Raw genomic sequence first — 19,298 nt, forward strand, 5'->3', positions numbered from 1 at the left:
TTATTATCGAATTATTGTATCTTCACGCTCTGGACTTGTCGAGATGATCCCCATCTTTGTTCCTATCATCTCTTCTAGTGCTAAAATATATGATTTTGCTGTCTCAGGCAAGGCATCGAATTCTCTTATACCTTCTGTTTTATCCCAACCCGGGAAACTTTTATAGACCGGTTTTGCATCATCAAGTTCATACGGTACATAGTTGATCTCTTTGCCATCTACTTCATACGCTACACATACTTTTACTTCATCAAAACCATCCAGTACATCCAGTTTCATCAGTGCTACCTGGTCCACACCATTCACACGTACCGCATGACGCATCGCTACTGCATCGAACCAGCCACATCTTCTCGGACGTCCTGTCGTTGTACCGAACTCATGCCCATTTTTACGAAGCGTGTCACCTTGTACGCCAAACTCTTCACTCGGGAAAGGTCCGTTTCCTACTCTTGTGCAGTACGCTTTTGCGATACCTGTAACTTTTCCAAGGTCTTTTGGATTGATACCAAGGCCTGAACAGGCACCCGCACTCACAGTTGTTGAAGAGGTGACATACGGATAGGTACCATGATCGATATCAAGCATCGTTCCCTGTGCACCCTCAAGAAGTATCTTCTTCCCATCATCCATGATCTCCCACATCATTTGCGTCGTATCTGTGATAAACGGTCCCAGTATGGCTTTATACCCTTCCAGTTCAGCCAAAAGTTCTGACTCTTTCGGAGCTTCAACACCCATCGCATCAAAGATAGGCTGGTTCAGTGCAAAAAACTCTATGATCTTTGCCGTAAGCTTTTCAGGATTCAGCAATTCTCCCAGTCTATGTCCTACCCTGGCGATCTTATCCCCATAGGCAGGTCCGATACCTTTACCCGTTGTTCCTATGGCTTTGTCACCCTTCAGATGCTCTTTGGCTTGGTCGATCTGGGCATGGTAAGGTAAAAGTACATGGGCTTTGTCTGAAAGGAAAAGTCTTCCTTCCAGGTTATCGAACTGCTCCATCTCTTTAATAAAATCTTTGGGAGAGAGTACCACACCGTTCCCTACAATATTTTTTGCTTTGGGATTAAGTACACCGGAAGGAATTAGGTGGAGCGCATACTTCTTGTCACCTATGACGATCGTATGCCCGGCATTATGGCCACCTGCAAAACGACATACATAGTCATGTGTCTGTGCCATATGGTCAACGATCTTTCCTTTTCCTTCATCTCCCCACTGGAGACCTACGATCAAATCTGCTTTACTCATCTACCTTATCCTCTGTTCATTTTATTACTGATACACTCATCTGTATAGAGTGCAAATCCTGCTGCTTCTACGCCGTCTATGGTGTATATCCCGCCCATTGCCAAAAGACTGTTGCCTTCAAACATTCTGAATGTCAAAGAGTCATAGTATCTCATCTTCGCATAAAAGAGCGGGGAGATCACCATGTTGTTATACGCTACTTTATCTGTTGCCTCTTTGATCTTTTCAAGTTCCGCTTTAATGTCATCAGGGAACGGGCTCAGATCTTCAAGATCACTGACTGCATTGATTCTTACAAGCTGTTCGATCCAAGGCAGATCTGCCGCCATGATCTGTTCCACATGCATTGATTTCAATACGTCCAAAGAGACCCCGTATTTTTCATTTAAAAGATGAGGGATACGTATATTGGCTATCTGCATCACCGGTGCTGACCCTATCTGTTTTAAAAGCGTTGTTGTGGTTTCCGCGATCTCTTCAAAGCGCCCGTCGATCACTTCTGCCCCGATCTGATACTGCTCTTTTGTCGGGAATGTGACCGTGGGCTGGATATAAAACCACTTTTTAGACTCTGTACTGCGCCCCAGTCTTTTTGTCACGATACGTACCACATCTGCCGTTGAATCTGCACGTAGGGTGACTTCGTGATTTTCTGCATCATTGAGTCTGACCAGGAGCTTTTGATCCTCGAAACATTCATGCTGGTGGTAAGAGAAGAGCGGTGTAACGATCTCTTCAAATCCAAGCCCCTCCAAGGTTTCACTTGCGATACGTTCTATCTCTCTTTTTACTTTGGCACTTTGGCCAAAATAAAGCCTGCTCCCACTGGGGATCTCATGTTCAAATATCATCTAGTTACTCTTCTTAAAATACGTTTCGTTAAAGACACGGCTTGCCGTACCGTCAAACGCTCTTCTGCCCAGATCGGCCAATGCCAACTCAATGGCATTCACTACCCATGCAGACTCATAGACAGGAATAAGCCCCATCTGGTTGATACGGAATATTTTACCTTTGAGGTGGTCCTGGCCTCCTGCCATATTTACCCCGTACTTCGTTTTAAGGAGTTTTCTGATTGGCTCTGCATCTTCATCGAACACCGTACTCATAGACGGTGCCGGTGTTTGCGGATACATAGAAAAACCTATCGCTTCAAGCGCAGCCTGTGTTGCTGCTGCTCTTGCTGCCGTATTTGCATATAAGGCATCGATCCCCTCTTCATCGATCGCATCAAAGATGGCATTGAGCCCAATGATCAGTGTCGTAGCTGCCGTCCATGCTGTAGTATTTTGCTGCTGCTTTTTGATCTCTGTAGCAATATTAAAATAATAATCTGTCCCTGAACCTATCTTCTCAACTGCTGCATTTGAAAGACCGATCATAGCAAGTCCAGGAGGAAGCATCAATGCTTTTTGACTTCCCGTGACCAGTGCATCGATATTCGAGACATCGATAGGCTCTACACCCACCGCTGTGATACCATCCGCTACGATCATGATATCAGGGTTGATCTCTTTGGCTCTTTTCGCGATCGCTTCTACAGGATGGCGAAGTCCGCCGGCACTTTCACATACCTGGATGAAGATCGCATCGATATCTGCATTCTCATGCAAAGCATTTTCAACGTCAGTGACGGAACAAGGCGTATTCCACTCATAGCTGAGTTCCACTTTATCTCTTCCCATTGCATCAGCGATCTTGCCGAAACGCTCACCGAACTTCCCGGCGTTTACCGTCAATGCTTTTGTCTTACAGAGGTTCAACATACATGCCTGCATCGCACCTGTACCCGAAGAGGCTATCATCACACACTCATCCATGCCGAAAAGTTTTAAAAGTCTTTCACGGGCCTCTTTAAAGATAGCCTCGAACTCTGGTGTTCTGTGGTGTAACGTAGGTGTTGCCATAGCTTGGCGTACAGACTCCGGTACTGGTGTAGGTCCTGGGGTAAAAAGTAGCATAATCATCCTCGTTTTCACCGTTCAAAAGACGGCATAATTACGTGGATTATAGCGAAAATGAGGTTAGAGAATGGTGAAGGAAAATAATTAAATAATCGCAGAAGAGAAGGAACTCCCCTCTGCCGTGTTTTTACGAAAGTACGACAGTTTGCTGACCTATCTCTTTATATCTTGCATAATAGTGCTCTACAAACGCTCTGATCTCCTCTTTTACCGGTAAAAATACGCCATTTTCTTTACGTGCATAGGTACTCAAATAGAGCATTGCATCCACTTTTGAAAGATAATTTTCTGCCAAATTTCTATAGGCATTCTGATAGGCTTCTTTCATCTGCTCATACTTGCCGTAGTCGATGTGTATCACTCTGTCATAGGTGATGATACCCGAGCTGAAGAGGATATCAAGATGGATCAACCCTTCACAATAATACGGCAGGACTTCACCGACTTCACGCCATGCCATCAGCCCTACTGCGCGGGAGACAAGGTCATCGACAATGTGATCTTTAAGTGCTTCACGTTCATTATGGAAAAACGCCATCAAACCGCCTGAAGTGGCTTTAAACTCTTCGATATTTTTAAACTGCCCCGAGCAGTTCATCTTTTTTTCCGTATCTTCATCTATCCAGAGGATATGACCGTATTCATGTCCTACCGTAGAGATATCGTATATCTCCTGCCAAAGATCAGGATCTGTATCAATAAGCTCTCTTTGCGCCTTCACAAAATCCTCACCCATTGTTTCAACTGAAAGTTTCATGATGGGTTTGGATTTTTTAGACGCCATAACAAAGTCGGCATACGCAAAGATCTTTTTCCCAAGTTCTGAGGAAACCTGTTCATCGTTCGGTACGACCTGTGCCGAGAAAAGACCATTGAACTCTGCTCCGTAATAAAGGACGGGCTGACCTATATAGAGTTGGGTTTGATCCACCTGTAAAAGATTCTTGCTCATCGTATGCAGGGCTTCTTCACCGAAATCTTTTGCCATTTCATAGGCAAAAAGCTTAATGTTGTTACGGGTACTTGAGCCTTCTTGTAATTTGGGATTGACGATACGCAGATCCCATTCCAACGCAACAGCTTTTCTATAATGATCTTCATAATACTCTAACGGATGTCCTACCTGCAATGGTGTCGTAACCGCCATCCAGCGTCTGTCCACATCTGCCCATTTACCTATGAGTTCATCGGTTTTGGTATGCGTAAAAGCGATTTTGAGCGCTGTAAAATAGGCTATCCATTCTGCTTTCTGGTCAAATACATCATCTTCCTGTTGATTCAAAAGTGCAATGAGCTGTTCAAGTGCTGTCGTCACTTTTGCCACCTCTTCAGGAAATGCTTCCGCATAGGCAATGCTTTTATACCCCCCATCCTCTTTTTTAAGTACAGAGTAAGACCTGTCACCTACAGAACCGCTCTCGTCCGTATCTAACAGAGACTCGTTCTGAAGCATCTCAAAGACTTTTGCATCATCCCCATGAAACATTTCACTGAGCTCAAGGTTCACAGAATAAAGAATATGGTGTGTCCAGTGGCTTTGCCAGACGCTCATAGCAAGACCAACATGGTGTACACCCAACATCAATGAACGGTAAAAAGGGGTAAGAAGCTGCTTCTCCTCTACCCATGCAATGAAATTTTCATGCCGTGCGATATGCATCGTACTGACAAAACCGTATGCCAACTCTTTTTTCACTCTGATCTCATCTTCAGAACAACCATGTTTTTCCAATACCTGTTCCAGCGCATCTTCACGAAGATTAACGATACGTGTCAGTGCAGCCATCGTAGCATCATCATCTCTGGGTATATCGATGAGAGTTAAAAAAGCATCCACAACCTCGTTGGCTTTGTCATGTCCCTTATCTAAAAGTTCATAGTAGGCATTAAGACTTGCCTGTCTGCTTTGTAATTCGTCATAAATGACCTGCAGATCTTCCATAAATTGTTTTTTCATGCTTTCCCCTTTAACATTTGTATGATCGGTTGTGCCAACTTCAATGCTTGTGCCCTGTGTGATATCTTTTTCTTCACATCATCATCCAGCTCACCCAGCGTTCTGTCATATCCTGAAGGGATAAAGATGGGGTCATACCCAAACCCTTTGTCCCCTCTCACTTCATCTATGACATCCCCATGCATCCATCCATGCACCACATACTCTCCATATTTGGAGACGATGGCGATGGCTGCCGTATAGTATGCCGGTGTGGACTTGACCCCTTTTTGCTTAAGTGTTTCTATAAGTTTATGGAGGTTCTCTTTATCTGTGGCACCTTCTCCTGCATAGCGTGCTGAATAAATACCCGGAGCTCCGTCAAGTAGTGGCAGAGAGATACCGCTGTCATCGGATATTACCAGATATTCTTCCCCAAGCTTCTCGTAGATCGCACGTGCTTTTATGAGTGCATTGGCCGCAAAGGTATCACCGTCCTCTACGATATCGAATTCACCTAAAAGTTCGGAAAAAGCGACCACTTCATCTTCACACATCTGTTTGAATTCACGCAGTTTCCCCTTGTTTCCTGTCGCTAGAACGATACGCATTTCAGTCTCCTTTGCAAAGCGTGAAACCGTGTGGACATTCCTTCCACTCCGGCTTCCTCGTTTTCGAGAGATGAGAGATCTTTACCTTTATCATCTACTCTTAAATATTTCGTTATATAATGAGAGAAATTTTATCTAAATAGAGGTATCACTATGATTAAACAGATCATGCCGCTCAGTCTGATCGTGGGACTGAGATTTTTTGGACTCTTTATCGTCCTTCCTGTTCTTTCCATCTATGCACTTGATATGGAAGGTGCGACACCTTTCCTTGCAGGCCTTGTTGTAGGGGGTTATGCACTGACACAGGCAGCTTTTCAAGTCCCTTTCGGACTGGCAAGTGACAAACTGGGACGTAAAAAGACCCTGCTTTTTGGTCTGATCATCTTCATTATCGGTTCCGTGATCGCTGCGATGAGTGACAATATTTACATGCTGCTTATCGGGCGTTTTCTTCAGGGGGCAGGCGCCATCGGTTCTGTGGTCTCAGCGATGGTTGCAGACCTGGTTAAAGAAGAGCAGCGGGCACATGCCATGGCGATCATGGGCGGGACGATCGCACTGAGCTTTGCCGCAGCGATGATCATCGCGCCTGTCGTGGGCGGCCACTGGGGGATAGACAAACTCTTTTGGCTTACCGCTGTGCTTTCAGTGATGGCGATAGGTATTTTATTTACTGCCGTGCCCCAGCCTCCAAAGATCGTACACAGCTATGCAGAAGAAGAGTCCAAGATGCTAGAGGTCTTTAAGGACAAGTCTCTGACACGTATGTATATTACTTTTCTTTTCCATTCGTCTATTATGACCATGGCATTTTTTATCATTCCGGTGGTAATGACACAGGGGCTCACGGATGGTGGCTTTGGCTGGGAAAAATCTGAACTCTGGAAAGTCTATTTCCCTGCGATGATCTTTGGTTTCTTTGCTATGGCACCTGCAGCCATATTCGGAGAGAAGTACGGCAAAGGGAAACAGGTCTTTATGATCTCGGTTTCTGTAATTTTCTTAGGTTTTCTTGCGATGGGATTTGCCAGTGCTGCATGGGTCTTTGTTGTGGGTGTGGTACTTTTCTTCATCGGATTCAATATGTTTGAACCCCTCTTACAGAGTTTCGTGGCCAAGTTTGCCAAGGTCCATCAAAAAGGTGCGGCACTCGGTGTAGCCAATACCTTTGCCTATGTGGGTATCTTCCTGGGTGGCCTGCTTGCAGGTTGGCTCATGCAGCACTATGACAGAGCAACCCTGGCCGTTGTAGTAGCCATGATCTCTGTCGTATGGTTCATCTGGGTAGCGACCATGCCAAACCCGAACAACAGAGGAAATGTCTACCTCCCATTAGACATTTTTGACCGTGAAAGGGTTGCTTCTCTGACAAGTCATGAAGCGATCGTAGAGAGTTATGTGAACGAAACAGAAAACATCGCTGTCGTCAAATATGAAAAAGACCTCATAGATGAAGACGAGATCAGAGGGATGTTGAGCTGATGCTTATACCTCTCATCAAAGAGCTCCAAGAGGCACTGCAGCATAGCGCTTCACATATACAGATACAAGAGTCCTTGCATCTTCTCTTTAATGAGAGTACTTTTGGCTGTCAAAAAGAGTATCCTGTCGCTGTGGTCCATGAAAAAACCAGGCTCACAGAAACCTCATCCCTTGCATTTTTCACACAGAACGACCTGATAGATACAGAGGGGTTTACGCCTGGTGCCTATGATGATACACAGATCGAACAGATCGTTGCACACGCACCTGAGTACATCCAAAGGGTAAACTTTATCGTAGCCAAAAACAAAACCATTCCTCAACCGACATTTTTCAATAAATTCAAACATGACTACTGGAAAAAAATCCAAAGTGTTGATGGATTGGAAGCGCTTATCGATGTCACTGTGTTTCATAAAGAAGCTACCGATTGTGAAGTTGAAGCCTCGTTACGTGCCATTATCCGTAAACGTAAAGAAGTGCATCAGTTAAAAAAACTGACCTTTGTCTGGATCGCAGAGACAGAAGGCCAAAGTCCCTCTATAGAAACCGTACTGCAACACTATTTTCAAGAAGACCATACCGTTATAAAAAATGCAGAAAAAAACTACTACATAGGATGGAGTTCTCCACTGCAAAGTATCAATATGCGATACTTTGTCTGTCCCCCTGAATAATGAAGACATAAAGCATAAAACTTAAAGCTTACACTCTCCAAGTTCTACTTCTCTATACGCTACATCCATTAGTGCACATGCACGTTTCATGATACCCTCTTGGGTAAATCCGAACTTCTCAAAGAGCTGTTCTGCCGGCGCCGAAGCTCCGAAACTTTCCATACCAAGGACATCATCTGCATATCGGTAGTACTCTGTTCCTGTCGCTGCTTCAACGGCAAGTACTTTGGTATTTTGATCGATCACTGCCGCTTTATACTCTGCATCCTGCTCATTGAAAAGATCAAGACACGGTACAGAAACCACATTCGCTTTGATACCCAGTACAGCCAGGTGGCATGCTGCCTTCAGACAAGGCATCAACTCAGAACCTGAAGCCATCAGTGTCATGTTCGCATCTTTTCTTTTTTTGACAATGTAGGCGCCTCTGCTTACATCTCCGAAATCTCTCTTTGGCTTCAGTGTTTGAAGTTTTTGACGGCTCAGTACAAAACCGTGCGGTGCCTGTATGGTCAATGCAGTTTTCCATGCTTCCACATTCTCCGTTGCATCTGCCGGTCTCCATACATAGAAGTTAGGCAATGCTCTGAAATGAGACATATGCTCGATAGGTTGATGTGTAGGGCCATCTTCCCCTACACCGATACTGTCATGCGTCCATACGAAGAAGTTTTGGATCTTTGTCAATGCTGCGATACGTGCTGCCGGTTTAAGGTAATCAGCGAATATAAAGAATGTTGCATTGAACGGGATCGTCGTACCATACAGTGCCATGGCATTCGTAATCGCTGCCATAGCGTGCTCACGGATACCAAAGTGCAGGTTTCTTCCTTTAGGGAAATCTCCCAGATCTTTGAGCTCTGTTTTGTTCGACGGTGCCAAGTCTGCCGACCCCCCAAGGAAAGAAGGGACCGCTGTTGCAATGGCATTGAGGATCTTACCGTTTGAGTCTCTTGTTGCCATCGCAGCCTCTCCAGAAAAATCCGGGAATTCGATCGCTGAAAAATCAGGGTTAAGAAGTCTAGCCAACGCTTCGTTCTGCTCGATAAGCGGTGCCTCTTTTTGTCTGTGTATCCACTCTTTTTCCGCAAGTTCACCCTGCTCCAATGCACATCTGAATCTCAGCAGCACATCTTCGGGAATCTGGAAGAATGCTTCAGGGTCAAACCCTTCTTTGGCTTTTGACTCAGCGATAATATCTGCACCTAGAGGTGCCCCATGTGTATGATGAGACCCTTCCATCTCACCTGCACCCTTACCGATGATCGTGTTGGCGATGATAATGGTAGGTTTAGTGGCTGTTTGCACCTCTTCCAACGCTTTTTCGATCTCATCATAACAGTGCCCGTTGATCTTCATCACGTTCCAGTTCTGCGCTTCAAAACGTTTTGCGACATCTTCACTCCATGCAAGGCTTGTGTCACCCTCGATCGTGATCTCATTGTTGTCATAGATAAGCACCATATCCTTAAGTCCCAAGTGTCCGGCAAGTGCACAGGCTTCGTAAGAGATACCTTCCTGCAAATCACCGTCACCACAAAAACAATAAACTTTATGGTCTATCAGTTCACAGGTCTCTGAGTTTACCTGGTTCGCCGTATAGGCTTCTGCCATCGTAAAACCTACTGCATTGGCGATACCTTGCCCTAAAGGACCTGTCGTGATCTCTACACCATCCGTATGCCCGTATTCCGGATGTCCCGGTGTTCTGGAGTCTAATTGACGGAAATTTTTCAGATCATCAAGCGTCACATCGTAACCCCAAAGGTGTAAAAGAGAGTAGATCAGTGCCGATGCATGTCCCCCTGAGAAAACCAATCGGTCACGGTTGAGCCATTTTGGGTTTTTAGGGTTATGGCTCAGTTTTTCACTCAAAACCACTGCGATATCTGCAAGCCCCATAGGTGCACCCGGGTGTCCTGAATTTGCTTTTTGTACCATATCAGCGGCTAAAAATCTGATCGTATTTGCCATCTTTCTGCGCATCTTGTTCTGCTCTGTCATTGCCATAGTTATTCCTTTAGTTGTGTCTGTATAGGTATGTGTTCATTAAGGGTTGTAAAGCTGTCTGTAGCTTCTTATCGAAGTCTTCAAATCGTCTTTGCAAATCTTTTGCCAGAGTGTCTGCCTCTTCAAGCGTCTTCTCCAGTCCTAAAAGATTTACAAAGCTATTTTTATCGCTGTCGTTTCCTGTGGGTTTTCCCGCCTCTTCTTCACTCTGCGTTTCATCTATGATATCATCTTGTATCTGGAACAGCAGTCCCAGATCGATACCGAAATCATAGAGCGCATCCTGGACTCTCTTCTCAAGTCCTACGATCACCGCTCCCATCTGCATAGAGGTGGCGATGAGTTTGGCCGTTTTGTTTTTATGGAGTGTCTTGACCTGTTCTAACTCCAATGGCTGGTTTTCAAAATAACAGTCTATGGCCTGTCCAAGTACCATACCGCGCCCGCCTCCGTCACGTGCAAGCAGCTCGACCAGTTTTATTTTCACATCTGCACGCAGCGGTGCCTTGGCGATGAGATAAAAAGCATCGGTGTTGAGTGCATCTCCTGCAAGTATCGCGGTCACTTCATCGAAACGTTTATGCAGCGTCTCATGTCCACGGCGAAGGTCCGCATCATCCATCGCAGGCAGATCATCATGTATAAGCGAATAGGTATGGAACATTTCAAGTGCAAGAGCAACGGGCAATGCACCGTTATAAAGCATAGGCTCATAGGCATCAACGATATTGAGAAGCAACATAGGACGGAAACGTTTTCCCCCGGCAGTCAGCATCACACCGAGTGCTTCTTCATACACGGGATGGAAACTTGGTACTTTTGGTAAGTTTTCATTTAGATACGTTTCAAATCGTTGCATTTATACTCTCGAAGTTTATTTGTTGAAATTATATCAAATTTGGATAAAATAAGCTTATGAAAAAAGAAATATCACTCTTACTTATCACATGGACCAAACGGCTGCTGGGCTTGACCGCTTTTTTCGTGTGGGGATATGTTATTTTTACCATCTCCCGATCACCGGCCCCATTTATGGAACAGGCACCCTACTGCATGGGTAGTACCATACTGATATTCGGCTTGCTGACCGCTGCCTATAAAGGGTTGGATCACTGGAGTCTACAAAATAAGTAAGTAGCAACCTCATTATGTATAAATTCTGTTGTGGCGAACGCCCTTTGTAAGCAAAGCGATTCGAGAGCCACGACGCTTTTTTCTAACGAAGTTTTCACTACGTGAACCGCATTTGCTAACTTTGCTTCGTTTTTTTTAAAAAAATGAAGAGAAAAACAACGCCATAGATTGAATAAAAAGGCAATTGAGTCAATCAAATAAAATTTAAACCTTACATTTCTTAGCAATTTGCTTGATCTGTTCCTCTAACGTAAGATTTTCCACATCTATGACCACATCCGCCACTTTTCTATAGGCTTTTTCACGTTCATGATAGAGTTTCTTAGCCTTTTTTTCATCTGAAAAAAGTGGCCGTTTTGCCAGTTTTGATTCAGAGTTCTTCGCTGTTTTCAAACGGTTGTGTATCCATTCAAACGAAGCATCAAGCAACACGACCGTACCCAGTTTCTTAAGGTTGTCCACTTTGTAGAAACCGCCGCCGCAAGAGATCAGTGTACCTGTCACACATTTCTCTATCCAGTCGGCAGTCTCCTGTTCCAGTGTCCTGAAATACGCTTCACCTTTTTTATCAAATATTTTTTTGACCTCTTTGTTCTCTTTGGATTCTATAAGGTCATCTGTATCTATAATATAGGTACCGTATTTTTTTGTAAATGCACGGGCTGTCGTACCTTTACCCACGCCCATGAAACCTATAAGGATAATATTCTTTTTCAAAGCTTATACCATGTTGTAGCGGTCAATGATTCTTGACAGACGTTTACGTAGATTTTTCAATGCCTCTACCGCATTTTCACCTTCAGCAACAAGAGATTCAAACTCATCGAACTGTATCTTGGCAACCCAACCTATCTTTGTATGTTTTTTGATCCCTACAAATCGTACTTCACCAAAATGTTCTTTTGCCATTTTATAAATTCGCTCAATTCTTTGGTCTAAAGTTTTTACTTCCTTATTACTCATTGCTTTCCTTTTTGAATGAAATATATCCCGTTAAAACATCATGTTTTATGAGACTTTTACTTTCTGATATAATTATATCATATCAAGATGGCAAATATATTACAAAAGGATGAGAGTGATGAAAAACGTACTGATCACAGGTGTGAGTTCGGGGCTTGGTGAAGCTTTGGCTGAAAAATATTTGAAAAACGGTGACAGTGTCTATGCCATAGGCAGAACTTTATCCAAAAAACTTGATCATTATCCCCATTTCTTCTTTTTCCCTTATGATCTGAGTGATACTTTCATGATCCAATCGACACTCAAAGAGTTTTTACAGCATCGTTCATTTGACATGGTGATCCTCAATGCCGGGGTGTTAGGTGACATCAAGGCACTCTCCCAGACTGACCTCATGGATGCCAAGGAAGTCATGGAAATCAATGTCTGGGCGAATAAAGAGCTCATAGACACCCTCCATGCACATGCACAGGTCAAACAGATCGTAGGTATCAGTTCAGGTGCTGCAGTGAACGGTTCCAAGGGCTGGGGAGCCTACGCACTCTCCAAAGCAGGTCTCAACATGTTACTCAGTGTCTACGCCAAAGAGTTACCGGAGATCCATTTTACCGCACTGGCACCCGGCGTCATCCGTACCCCTATGGTCGAGCATATCATAGAAGAAGTGGATGATACCCTCTTCCCTTCAGCCAAAAGGCTCAAAGAGAACCCTATCCAAACAGCGGAGGAAGCCGCCGAAAACCTTATCGCAACTTTTCCCAAACTTCTAGCGTATGAGAGCGGAAGTTTTTTGGATGTAAGAACGATGTAAAGCAAGATTGAGCAATGATCTAATGTGCAGTAGATTTTGTCTTTGAGTCTTGAAGGACTGGTAAATCTAGTTCGAAAGGCATAAAGATTAAAGATGCTATGCAGTAGATCATTTAGACTTTGATCTTTTGCCATTCACCTTTATCGAAGGTCCTCCAGAGCCATGTGGCTTTGACAAACGTATCTGATATCATGGCGATATAGACCAGCAAGATGGACTCAAAATACCAGCTTAACACAAACGCAGGAATGATGCGGACCAGCCACACGGAGACAAGATTGATCTTCAATGTCCGCTTGGTATCTCCCGCACCTCGCAGAGCACCGGAAAGGACAAAATTATAGGCCAACGGGATCTGTGAAAATCCTACGATACGCAAATAGAGACTCGCTTCTTCAATGGTCTGTGCATCATCGGTAAAGAGCCATACGATCTTCTCTGGCATAAAGATCATAAAGAAAGAGAGGAAGAACATGAAGCCCACCGTATACTTGAGCACGAGAATGACATCCTCCCTGGACTGTTCAGGCTTTTTTGCACCCAAACCCTGCCCCATGAGTGCCATCGCAGCAATGGTAAATCCAACGCCCGGCATGAAAGCCAGTCCTTCCACACGAAGCCCTATCTGATATCCTGCCAGTACCTCTGTGCCATACTGTGCAATGATCACCGTGCACAGCATAAAACTTCCAAATGTGAGGGAACGTTCAAACGAAGCAGGGATGCCCACTTTCAGTGCACGCTTCAAAAGTGATCTGGAGTAATGCCAGGCAGGGATATAGGGTGTTTTATATCGAAGGTAGAGAACCAGATAGACGAGCATCTCCAGGATGTTGACGATCACGGTACCTACCGCTGCACCCATCACACCCAGTTGTGGAAACCCATGGTTACCGAAGATCAACAGGTAGTTTAAAAATACATTGAGTGCAATGGACGCTATCTTGATCTGCATAGGTGTTTTGGTATCCCCTGCAGCATTGAGCGCAGTGACAAATACCAGTTTAGCCAGGACAAACGGCAACATCCATGTCAACGTTTGTACATACTCTTCACCTAATGTGACAACTTCGGGTGCGGTGCCAAACCATACATAGACATTGGATGCAAAAAAGTACCAGAACCCCATCACAGGCAAAGAGAGAAAGAGAGCAAATTGAAGCAAAGTTGAAAGCCCCGTGGAGGCACGCCTGAGCTGCCCCGCTCCCACAAAACGTGAAAGCAGTGCAGAAGTACCTATATGGAGCAAAGAAAGTATAGCAAACAAGAACATCAGCGACTGCAAGCCCAATCCTACGGCTGCCACGGCAAATGCAGAGATCCGTCCCACCATGATAAGATCCGTGATCACTTGAAGCATATCGAGCAGTGAATTCACTGCCGCGGGGAGCGAAAGCTTGAGTATCTTTTGGTGTTTTTTAGGAAAAAATCGTATCAAGAAAAACCATTACCCTACGATCTGTGCGACATAGATATAAAGCAGTACAATGATCAGCGATGCGGTGGCCATCGTCCATATAAAGGCGCCCATCATCCTGCCTGCATTGAACATTTGTCTATATTTGTAAAGGAGAATAGGGAAAATGACCAGTGCCACAAACACGGGGAAATACATCACAGAACTTAGACTATACTCTTCTATAGCATACCCTACCGCCACAAAAGAGGTATAGATGATGATGTACACCATAGTGAGCACGACCATTTGCACGATCATAAAGAGCACTTTGGCGCCTGCTTTGTTTTGTTCATCGTCGTAGTACTGCATATCTCTATTCCTCTATGGTATCTTTGCGGCATTATAGCACACCGTTCGCTTCATGAAAGAGAGAGCCGGAAATTTTATAGGATTACGCTTTCTTTTCATAATGATTTTAAAGATTAAGCCATTTCAATCACTCTTCTTCTATGTATATAACATACATGCAAGAGTAAGCATTGCAATATTGATGATCAATACAAGCCAAACAAATACCTTATCTTCCTTTTTGTACCAATGACAAATACTTTTTACTATCTTTTGCATCTTTATTAATCCCTGGAAACAGTATTGACAATATTAGATGAAGTAGATGTCACATTTATGTCACACGAAGGCGTCCACTTGGTTTTACGAAGTTTCAGTAGATCAAAAAAAAGCATATAAATCTATCACTTTATAGGGTTGTATTTGGCTAGGCAGCCGCAAAAACTAGCGTGCTGCCATCCTAAGAAGAAAGTATAAACTTATATTTAGACATCCGGCCAGTCACCGAATGGCCATGGTTTCTCGTCTGTATTGAAACCTACATAAGAGACCAGCTGTTTTGCGTACTCTGACAAACCTTCTGTAAAGTGCAAGATCTTCTCATTGGGTTCGCCTGTCAGCCAATAGTAAATATATTGCGTAATGGCTATCACAAAAAGCACCATCGAGATAAATCTGCCTATGACCAGATATAAAAGAATATAAAGCGCTCTTACGATACCCGGTTTTTCACGTTCATTCGTTTCGATCTCTTCCATTTTGACTCCCTTTTTGATTTGATTATATCAAATTTCTTCCTCTTCCTGCAAATACGATCTGTCTATAAAACAAGCACTTCTAAGGAATGGTTTCCAATTCCATTTTCAGTGCGATATACTCAAGCAGGTCCTTGAGTGTGAGGATACCGATAATTCTATCATCTTCAACGACCAGAATACGAGTGTATCCGCTTTCGTTCATTCTGTTCAGGGCATCATCGATAGGCGTATTGGATGCGATTGAATTGGATGGATTGGGTTCTTCCATGACCTGTCCGACAAAAAGATGTTTCCACTCTTCATGTGTATGCTGTTTTAGCAACTGAACTGTGATAAGTCCGGAGATCTTACCCCCTTTGACCACGGGGAACATTTTATAGTGATAGTGATAGAGATACCTGTCAACAAATGCTTGCAATGTGATATCAAAAGGCACGGTCACGGGTGTCGTGTTCATAAAATGGCGTACGGTTTTTCCTTCAAATGACTCCTTGATCAATAATCTTTGATACGAAGCATTCGCTGCGAAGAAAAGAAAAGATCCGATAAGTATCCACCATAATCCTCCTATGGCGTTACCTCCTATCATATGCATAAATCCCATAAAGATAATCACAACGGCAAACATCAGACTGATACGTGAAGCGAGCTGCGTCGCCCAATGGATATCCCCCTTTATCCACCACAAAAGAGAACGAAGCACCCGTCCCCCATCGGTTGGGAATGCGGGTATCAGATTGAAAACCGCAACCAAGAGATTGATCATACTCAAATAGCTCAAAATTGCTATCACAGGTAGGGAGAACTTCATGGTCTCTGCGACTTGCGCCAATCCGCCAAAGAGTATAGAGAGTGTAAAGCTGGCTATCGGTCCTGCGATCGCCATCAAAAATTCACTTTTAGGCGTGCTGGGTTCATCCTGCATCTCAGCCACACCCCCAAAGATAAAGAGTGTGATACCCTTGATCTTCATGCCGTATTTACGGGCGATCAAGGCATGGGAAAACTCATGGATGATGATGGAAACAAAAAGCCCTATGGCTCCGATAACCCCCATCCACCAGTAGGTTTGCATGCCAAGTCCCGGGAAATAGCTCGGGAAGAAACCCTTAGCGAGCGACCATACCACCAAAAAAAGGATAATACCCCAGCTCACATCGAGCGATACGGTAAAACCAAGCAGTTTGAATAGTGCTATTTTTCTTTTTAACATGCCGTACCTTTACAACTTTTATAAGATCATTTTTTAATTATAGCGATTTTTTATGCTATCTTCTTTTCCTTTTCACCTTCAGCGTATTCCTCGACAGAATCAGTTTACATCTAAAGGAAAAAGTAAAAAAGTATGTCAAAATGTCATAATGCATTATAAAAAAGGCAACTTCCATGAGACTCTTCATCGCTTCACCTGTCATCCTTAATGATTATACTTCTATCAAAGAGGACTTCAAAGAGATTATTGAAGGAAAGTGGGTAGAAGAGGAAAGTCTGCATCTGACCTGGGTATTTCTAGGGGAGGTGAAAGAGGTAAACACCGTCATTGATAAACTCAAAGAGCTCTCTCCTTTGGAACATCAAACCACTATGAAAGCATTAGGATATTTTGGACGGCCGCCGAAAATATTTTTTGCCCAATCAAAAGAGACAGTACTCTATAATAAAGCGAGGGAGTTCAGAGATGCGGGTTTTGATCTTTACCGTTTCAAACCGCATATTACACTGTGTCGTATCCAAACCATACATGACTACAAAGCCTACAAAGAGAAACTCAAGGCCTATCGTGAAAGATCTTTAGGGGTGATACTCCCTGAGATATACCTTTATGAGAGCAAACTCACTTCTAAAGGCGCACAATACAGTCGCAGATATACCGTCAAAAAAACTTAGCCGAGCACCTTTTGAATGGCTTCCACCAGTGCCTCTTTTTCAATACTCCGTACCTTCTTGTCAAAAGCTTCAAAGCTCAGCCCCTCTTTGGCCACCTCTTTTTGCAGGATCACCTCTCCTCCATCAAGTTCGGAAGTGACATAATGCACCGATGCACCGCCATGGGTATATGCATCTTTATAACTCTTCTCTATGGCATTCATCCCTTTGTGTCTTGGGAGCAGAGAGGGATGCAGGTTGATACTTTTGACCTGCTCTGTAAAGATAGGGGTCAAGATACGCATAAAGCCTGCAAGTACCGTGAGGTCGGGTGTGTACTTTTGCAGGCATTCCACCACTGCAGAATCAAAGGCTTCTCTGCTCTCATACGTTTTTGAGTCGATGATCTCAAGAGGGATGAATGCTTCTTTGGCTATGTTTATCCCCTCTGCATCGGGATTATTTGTCAAGGCAACAACCACTTCATACCCTTTATGGTGTAAAGTCTTGACAATATACGCGAAGTTGCTTCCTTTACCGCTAAAAAGTACAGCTATTTTTTTACCCTTTGCCATTCAATGCTTTCCTGCCTTGGTCTATCATGCTTATGTTCGTCGAATTGTAGCGTTTTAGCCCTTAACTGTACACTCTAGTTTTCCTATCTCTTCTACCAGGTCCGTAGAGAGCATCGCATATGAAGAGCCCTCATACTGATGTGCAGCGATCACTAAGGCCAAAGAAGCCTGAATGGCTGCATCAATAGCCGTATATCCTTGTGCAAGCAGTGCAACAATGAGACCCGAAAGCACATCTCCGCTCCCTCCTTTACTGAGTTTGGAACATCCCAAAGGGTTGATGTAGAGTCTCTCTTCCTGCATGATCAGGGTATTGGCCCCTTTCAGCAGAAGCGTAATATGCGGATACCTGGCGTTGAACTTTCGCACCATTTCAAAACGTTTGTCTTGTACCTGGGTCACTGTCAACTGTTCCCCTGTCAATGTTTTCCACAGTACGACAAACTCTTTAGGGTGCGGGGTGATAACGATCTCCCTCTCTTTTTGTTCCAAGACAGCCAAGATCTCTGTATTATAGAAACTGTCTGCATCCAAGACGATAGGCAAGTGGCTTTTGACCACATACTTCTGCAAAAATTCACTCTCAAAGTGACACCCCAGCCCCATACCTATGGCCATGGCCGATGCATTGTCAGGCACAACCGTGGTGTGCATCAGATAAGGAGGCGGTGTGATCCTTTCATGGACCACCAGTGTCGTAAGCCCTGCACCAAATGTAGCCGCAGCCATGCCAGAGATGATCCCCGCACCCTCCTTTTCTCCACAAAATACCGCGGCATGTCCGAAGCTGCCTTTATGCGTGGATTGTGCCGTTCTGCTGGGAAGTTTCAGATCAGACTTCTCAAGCAGAAAGGTGTGACTCTCTCCTTCATAGAACAGTGAACTGACGCCAAGATCAACACGTAAGAGTTCACCTACCACATCTTTACAGGCATCCAAAAACAATGCTTCCTTATAGGCTCCCATGGTCAAGGTCACATCTGCATGAAATGCCATAGACATGAGTGTGCCTTTCTCTCCTACACCTGTAGGGATATCACAGGCGATCTTGTGTGCTTTGAGTGCATTGAGCTGATGCAGTAGATGTTCTGTATTCTCATCGATGTTCCGATTGAGGCCTGCACCAAAAAGCGCATCCACCACTATATCTGACTGGCTTACCTCATCGACTGTTTTAAGACCTAAAAGCGTGGCGCGTTCCAACTGCACTTTTGCCATCTCCGAATGCAAGCCAAAAGGGATAAAGAGTTTGATCTTGTAATCTCCATGAAGCTGACGTCCCAATGCAATACCGTCTGCGCCATTGTTCCCGGTGCCTGCTACGATCAATACAGAGGCACCCTTGGGGAAATATTCACGGATATAGTCAGCCATACCTGCAGCTGCGTGCTCCATAAGTATGTCTTCATTCAGCCCATAGCTTTCATAACATCTTTTATCCAAGGCATAACAATTTTCAAATACTTTTTGCATCCTGACTCCTTCGATTACTTATATTTTCCCATTT

At 44.2% G+C, this 19,298-nt stretch carries 20 protein-coding genes; 5 read left to right on the forward strand and 15 right to left on the reverse strand.

The window, feature by feature from the left end; genetic code table 11:
* Nucleotides 1–3: 3 nt before the first annotated feature.
* The 5 genes from LDM98_RS10555 to rdgB all read right to left on the reverse strand — a co-directional run bounded on the left by LDM98_RS10555 (nt 4) and on the right by rdgB (nt 5,765).
* Nucleotides 4–1,254, reverse strand: a complete 1,251-nt coding sequence (locus tag LDM98_RS10555) for an adenylosuccinate synthase (RefSeq protein WP_223899377.1) — start codon at nt 1,252–1,254, stop codon at nt 4–6.
* A gap of 5 nt (nt 1,255–1,259) precedes the next feature.
* Nucleotides 1,260–2,105 carry an ATP phosphoribosyltransferase regulatory subunit gene (locus tag LDM98_RS10560; RefSeq protein WP_223899378.1) on the reverse strand — a complete coding sequence of 282 codons (846 nt, stop codon included), beginning with the start codon at nt 2,103–2,105 and terminating at the stop codon, nt 1,260–1,262.
* Nucleotides 2,106–3,215 carry an alanine--glyoxylate aminotransferase family protein gene (locus tag LDM98_RS10565; RefSeq protein WP_223899379.1) on the reverse strand — a complete coding sequence of 370 codons (1,110 nt, stop codon included), beginning with the start codon at nt 3,213–3,215 and terminating at the stop codon, nt 2,106–2,108. It lies immediately after the preceding gene.
* Nucleotides 3,216–3,345: 130 nt separating this feature from the next.
* Nucleotides 3,346–5,175 (reverse strand): invasion protein CiaB, encoded by a 1,830-nt coding sequence (gene ciaB, locus LDM98_RS10570; protein WP_223899380.1) that lies wholly within the window; start codon nt 5,173–5,175, stop codon nt 3,346–3,348.
* Nucleotides 5,172–5,765 carry an RdgB/HAM1 family non-canonical purine NTP pyrophosphatase gene (rdgB, locus tag LDM98_RS10575; protein ID WP_223899381.1) on the reverse strand — a complete coding sequence of 198 codons (594 nt, stop codon included), beginning with the start codon at nt 5,763–5,765 and terminating at the stop codon, nt 5,172–5,174. The genes ciaB and rdgB overlap by 4 nt, the downstream gene beginning before the upstream one ends.
* Before the next feature lie 153 nt (nt 5,766–5,918).
* Here rdgB and LDM98_RS10580 point away from each other — a divergent pair, with 153 nt between their 5' ends.
* Both LDM98_RS10580 and LDM98_RS10585 read left to right on the forward strand, forming a co-directional pair.
* Nucleotides 5,919–7,250 (forward strand): MFS transporter, encoded by a 1,332-nt coding sequence (locus LDM98_RS10580; RefSeq protein WP_223899382.1) that lies wholly within the window; start codon nt 5,919–5,921, stop codon nt 7,248–7,250.
* Nucleotides 7,250–7,927, forward strand: coding sequence for a hypothetical protein (locus LDM98_RS10585; RefSeq protein ID WP_223899383.1), 678 nt, complete (start codon nt 7,250–7,252; stop codon nt 7,925–7,927). The genes LDM98_RS10580 and LDM98_RS10585 overlap by 1 nt, the downstream gene beginning before the upstream one ends.
* A 21-nt stretch (nt 7,928–7,948) precedes the next feature.
* On the opposite strand, the gene tkt is transcribed toward LDM98_RS10585, so the two are convergent.
* Both tkt and LDM98_RS10595 read right to left on the reverse strand, forming a co-directional pair.
* A complete protein-coding gene (gene tkt / locus LDM98_RS10590) occupies nt 7,949–9,937 on the reverse strand; it encodes a transketolase (RefSeq protein ID WP_223899384.1) in 1,989 nt (662 codons plus the stop codon).
* Nucleotides 9,938–9,947: 10 nt separating this feature from the next.
* The gene (locus LDM98_RS10595; RefSeq protein WP_223899385.1) at nt 9,948–10,796 is read right to left on the reverse strand and encodes a polyprenyl synthetase family protein; all 849 of its coding nucleotides are present in this window, start codon (nt 10,794–10,796) and stop codon (nt 9,948–9,950) included.
* A 56-nt stretch (nt 10,797–10,852) separates the two neighbouring features.
* Here LDM98_RS10595 and LDM98_RS10600 point away from each other — a divergent pair, with 56 nt between their 5' ends.
* Nucleotides 10,853–11,071, forward strand: coding sequence for a hypothetical protein (locus LDM98_RS10600; RefSeq protein WP_223899386.1), 219 nt, complete (start codon nt 10,853–10,855; stop codon nt 11,069–11,071).
* A gap of 204 nt (nt 11,072–11,275) precedes the next feature.
* On the opposite strand, the gene LDM98_RS10605 is transcribed toward LDM98_RS10600, so the two are convergent.
* The gene (locus LDM98_RS10605; RefSeq protein WP_223899387.1) at nt 11,276–11,788 is read right to left on the reverse strand and encodes a shikimate kinase; all 513 of its coding nucleotides are present in this window, start codon (nt 11,786–11,788) and stop codon (nt 11,276–11,278) included.
* A gap of 3 nt (nt 11,789–11,791) precedes the next feature.
* The gene (locus LDM98_RS10610; protein ID WP_223899388.1) at nt 11,792–12,034 is read right to left on the reverse strand and encodes a hypothetical protein; all 243 of its coding nucleotides are present in this window, start codon (nt 12,032–12,034) and stop codon (nt 11,792–11,794) included.
* A 118-nt stretch (nt 12,035–12,152) separates the two neighbouring features.
* Between LDM98_RS10610 and LDM98_RS10615 the strand changes: the two genes are divergently transcribed.
* On the forward strand, nt 12,153–12,845 hold the full coding sequence (locus LDM98_RS10615; RefSeq protein ID WP_223899389.1) for an SDR family NAD(P)-dependent oxidoreductase: 693 nt from the start codon (nt 12,153–12,155) through the stop codon (nt 12,843–12,845).
* A 112-nt stretch (nt 12,846–12,957) separates the two neighbouring features.
* On the opposite strand, the gene LDM98_RS10620 is transcribed toward LDM98_RS10615, so the two are convergent.
* The 4 genes from LDM98_RS10620 to LDM98_RS10635 form a co-directional block, all read right to left on the reverse strand.
* Complete coding sequence (locus LDM98_RS10620) at nt 12,958–14,283, reverse strand: MATE family efflux transporter (RefSeq protein WP_223899390.1); 1,326 nt, start codon at nt 14,281–14,283, stop codon at nt 12,958–12,960.
* A 9-nt stretch (nt 14,284–14,292) separates the two neighbouring features.
* Nucleotides 14,293–14,613: a hypothetical protein gene (locus LDM98_RS10625; protein ID WP_223899391.1), complete on the reverse strand. Its 321-nt coding sequence runs from the start codon at nt 14,611–14,613 to the stop codon at nt 14,293–14,295.
* 464 nt (nt 14,614–15,077) lie between these two features.
* Complete coding sequence (locus LDM98_RS10630) at nt 15,078–15,350, reverse strand: DUF4389 domain-containing protein (protein WP_223899392.1); 273 nt, start codon at nt 15,348–15,350, stop codon at nt 15,078–15,080.
* A gap of 79 nt (nt 15,351–15,429) precedes the next feature.
* Nucleotides 15,430–16,563, reverse strand: a complete 1,134-nt coding sequence (locus LDM98_RS10635) for a site-2 protease family protein (RefSeq protein WP_223899393.1) — start codon at nt 16,561–16,563, stop codon at nt 15,430–15,432.
* 173 nt (nt 16,564–16,736) lie between these two features.
* Here LDM98_RS10635 and thpR point away from each other — a divergent pair, with 173 nt between their 5' ends.
* Complete coding sequence (gene thpR, locus LDM98_RS10640) at nt 16,737–17,237, forward strand: RNA 2',3'-cyclic phosphodiesterase (protein ID WP_223899394.1); 501 nt, start codon at nt 16,737–16,739, stop codon at nt 17,235–17,237.
* Here the strand turns inward: thpR and purN are convergent.
* Both purN and LDM98_RS10650 read right to left on the reverse strand, forming a co-directional pair.
* Nucleotides 17,234–17,791: a phosphoribosylglycinamide formyltransferase gene (gene purN, locus LDM98_RS10645; protein ID WP_223899395.1), complete on the reverse strand. Its 558-nt coding sequence runs from the start codon at nt 17,789–17,791 to the stop codon at nt 17,234–17,236. The genes thpR and purN overlap by 4 nt on opposite strands.
* A gap of 54 nt (nt 17,792–17,845) precedes the next feature.
* Complete coding sequence (locus LDM98_RS10650; RefSeq protein WP_223899396.1) at nt 17,846–19,264, reverse strand: NAD(P)H-hydrate dehydratase; 1,419 nt, start codon at nt 19,262–19,264, stop codon at nt 17,846–17,848.
* Nucleotides 19,265–19,298 lie beyond the last annotated feature (34 nt).

Source organism: Sulfurovum sp. TSL1 (genome assembly GCF_019972135.1).
GTDB lineage: Bacteria > Campylobacterota > Campylobacteria > Campylobacterales > Sulfurovaceae > Sulfurovum.

What these genes read in the sequence shown, in the direction of transcription:
- tkt (WP_223899384.1), bottom strand. Translation starts at nt 9,937, where the DNA reads ATGGCAATGACAGAGCAGAACAAGATGCGCAGAAAGATGGCAAATACG.
- LDM98_RS10615 (WP_223899389.1), top strand. Translation starts at nt 12,153, where the DNA reads ATGAAAAACGTACTGATCACAGGTGTGAGTTCGGGGCTTGGTGAAGCT.
- LDM98_RS10585 (WP_223899383.1), top strand. Translation starts at nt 7,250, where the DNA reads ATGCTTATACCTCTCATCAAAGAGCTCCAAGAGGCACTGCAGCATAGC.
- LDM98_RS10625 (WP_223899391.1), bottom strand. Translation starts at nt 14,613, where the DNA reads ATGCAGTACTACGACGATGAACAAAACAAAGCAGGCGCCAAAGTGCTC.
- LDM98_RS10560 (WP_223899378.1), bottom strand. Translation starts at nt 2,105, where the DNA reads ATGATATTTGAACATGAGATCCCCAGTGGGAGCAGGCTTTATTTTGGC.
- LDM98_RS10595 (WP_223899385.1), bottom strand. Translation starts at nt 10,796, where the DNA reads ATGCAACGATTTGAAACGTATCTAAATGAAAACTTACCAAAAGTACCA.
- LDM98_RS10580 (WP_223899382.1), top strand. Translation starts at nt 5,919, where the DNA reads ATGATTAAACAGATCATGCCGCTCAGTCTGATCGTGGGACTGAGATTT.
- LDM98_RS10555 (WP_223899377.1), bottom strand. Translation starts at nt 1,254, where the DNA reads ATGAGTAAAGCAGATTTGATCGTAGGTCTCCAGTGGGGAGATGAAGGA.
- LDM98_RS10650 (WP_223899396.1), bottom strand. Translation starts at nt 19,264, where the DNA reads ATGCAAAAAGTATTTGAAAATTGTTATGCCTTGGATAAAAGATGTTAT.
- LDM98_RS10635 (WP_223899393.1), bottom strand. Translation starts at nt 16,563, where the DNA reads ATGTTAAAAAGAAAAATAGCACTATTCAAACTGCTTGGTTTTACCGTA.
- purN (WP_223899395.1), bottom strand. Translation starts at nt 17,791, where the DNA reads ATGGCAAAGGGTAAAAAAATAGCTGTACTTTTTAGCGGTAAAGGAAGC.
- LDM98_RS10630 (WP_223899392.1), bottom strand. Translation starts at nt 15,350, where the DNA reads ATGGAAGAGATCGAAACGAATGAACGTGAAAAACCGGGTATCGTAAGA.
- rdgB (WP_223899381.1), bottom strand. Translation starts at nt 5,765, where the DNA reads ATGCGTATCGTTCTAGCGACAGGAAACAAGGGGAAACTGCGTGAATTC.
- LDM98_RS10610 (WP_223899388.1), bottom strand. Translation starts at nt 12,034, where the DNA reads ATGAGTAATAAGGAAGTAAAAACTTTAGACCAAAGAATTGAGCGAATT.
- LDM98_RS10600 (WP_223899386.1), top strand. Translation starts at nt 10,853, where the DNA reads ATGAAAAAAGAAATATCACTCTTACTTATCACATGGACCAAACGGCTG.
- ciaB (WP_223899380.1), bottom strand. Translation starts at nt 5,175, where the DNA reads ATGAAAAAACAATTTATGGAAGATCTGCAGGTCATTTATGACGAATTA.
- thpR (WP_223899394.1), top strand. Translation starts at nt 16,737, where the DNA reads ATGAGACTCTTCATCGCTTCACCTGTCATCCTTAATGATTATACTTCT.
- LDM98_RS10565 (WP_223899379.1), bottom strand. Translation starts at nt 3,215, where the DNA reads ATGCTACTTTTTACCCCAGGACCTACACCAGTACCGGAGTCTGTACGC.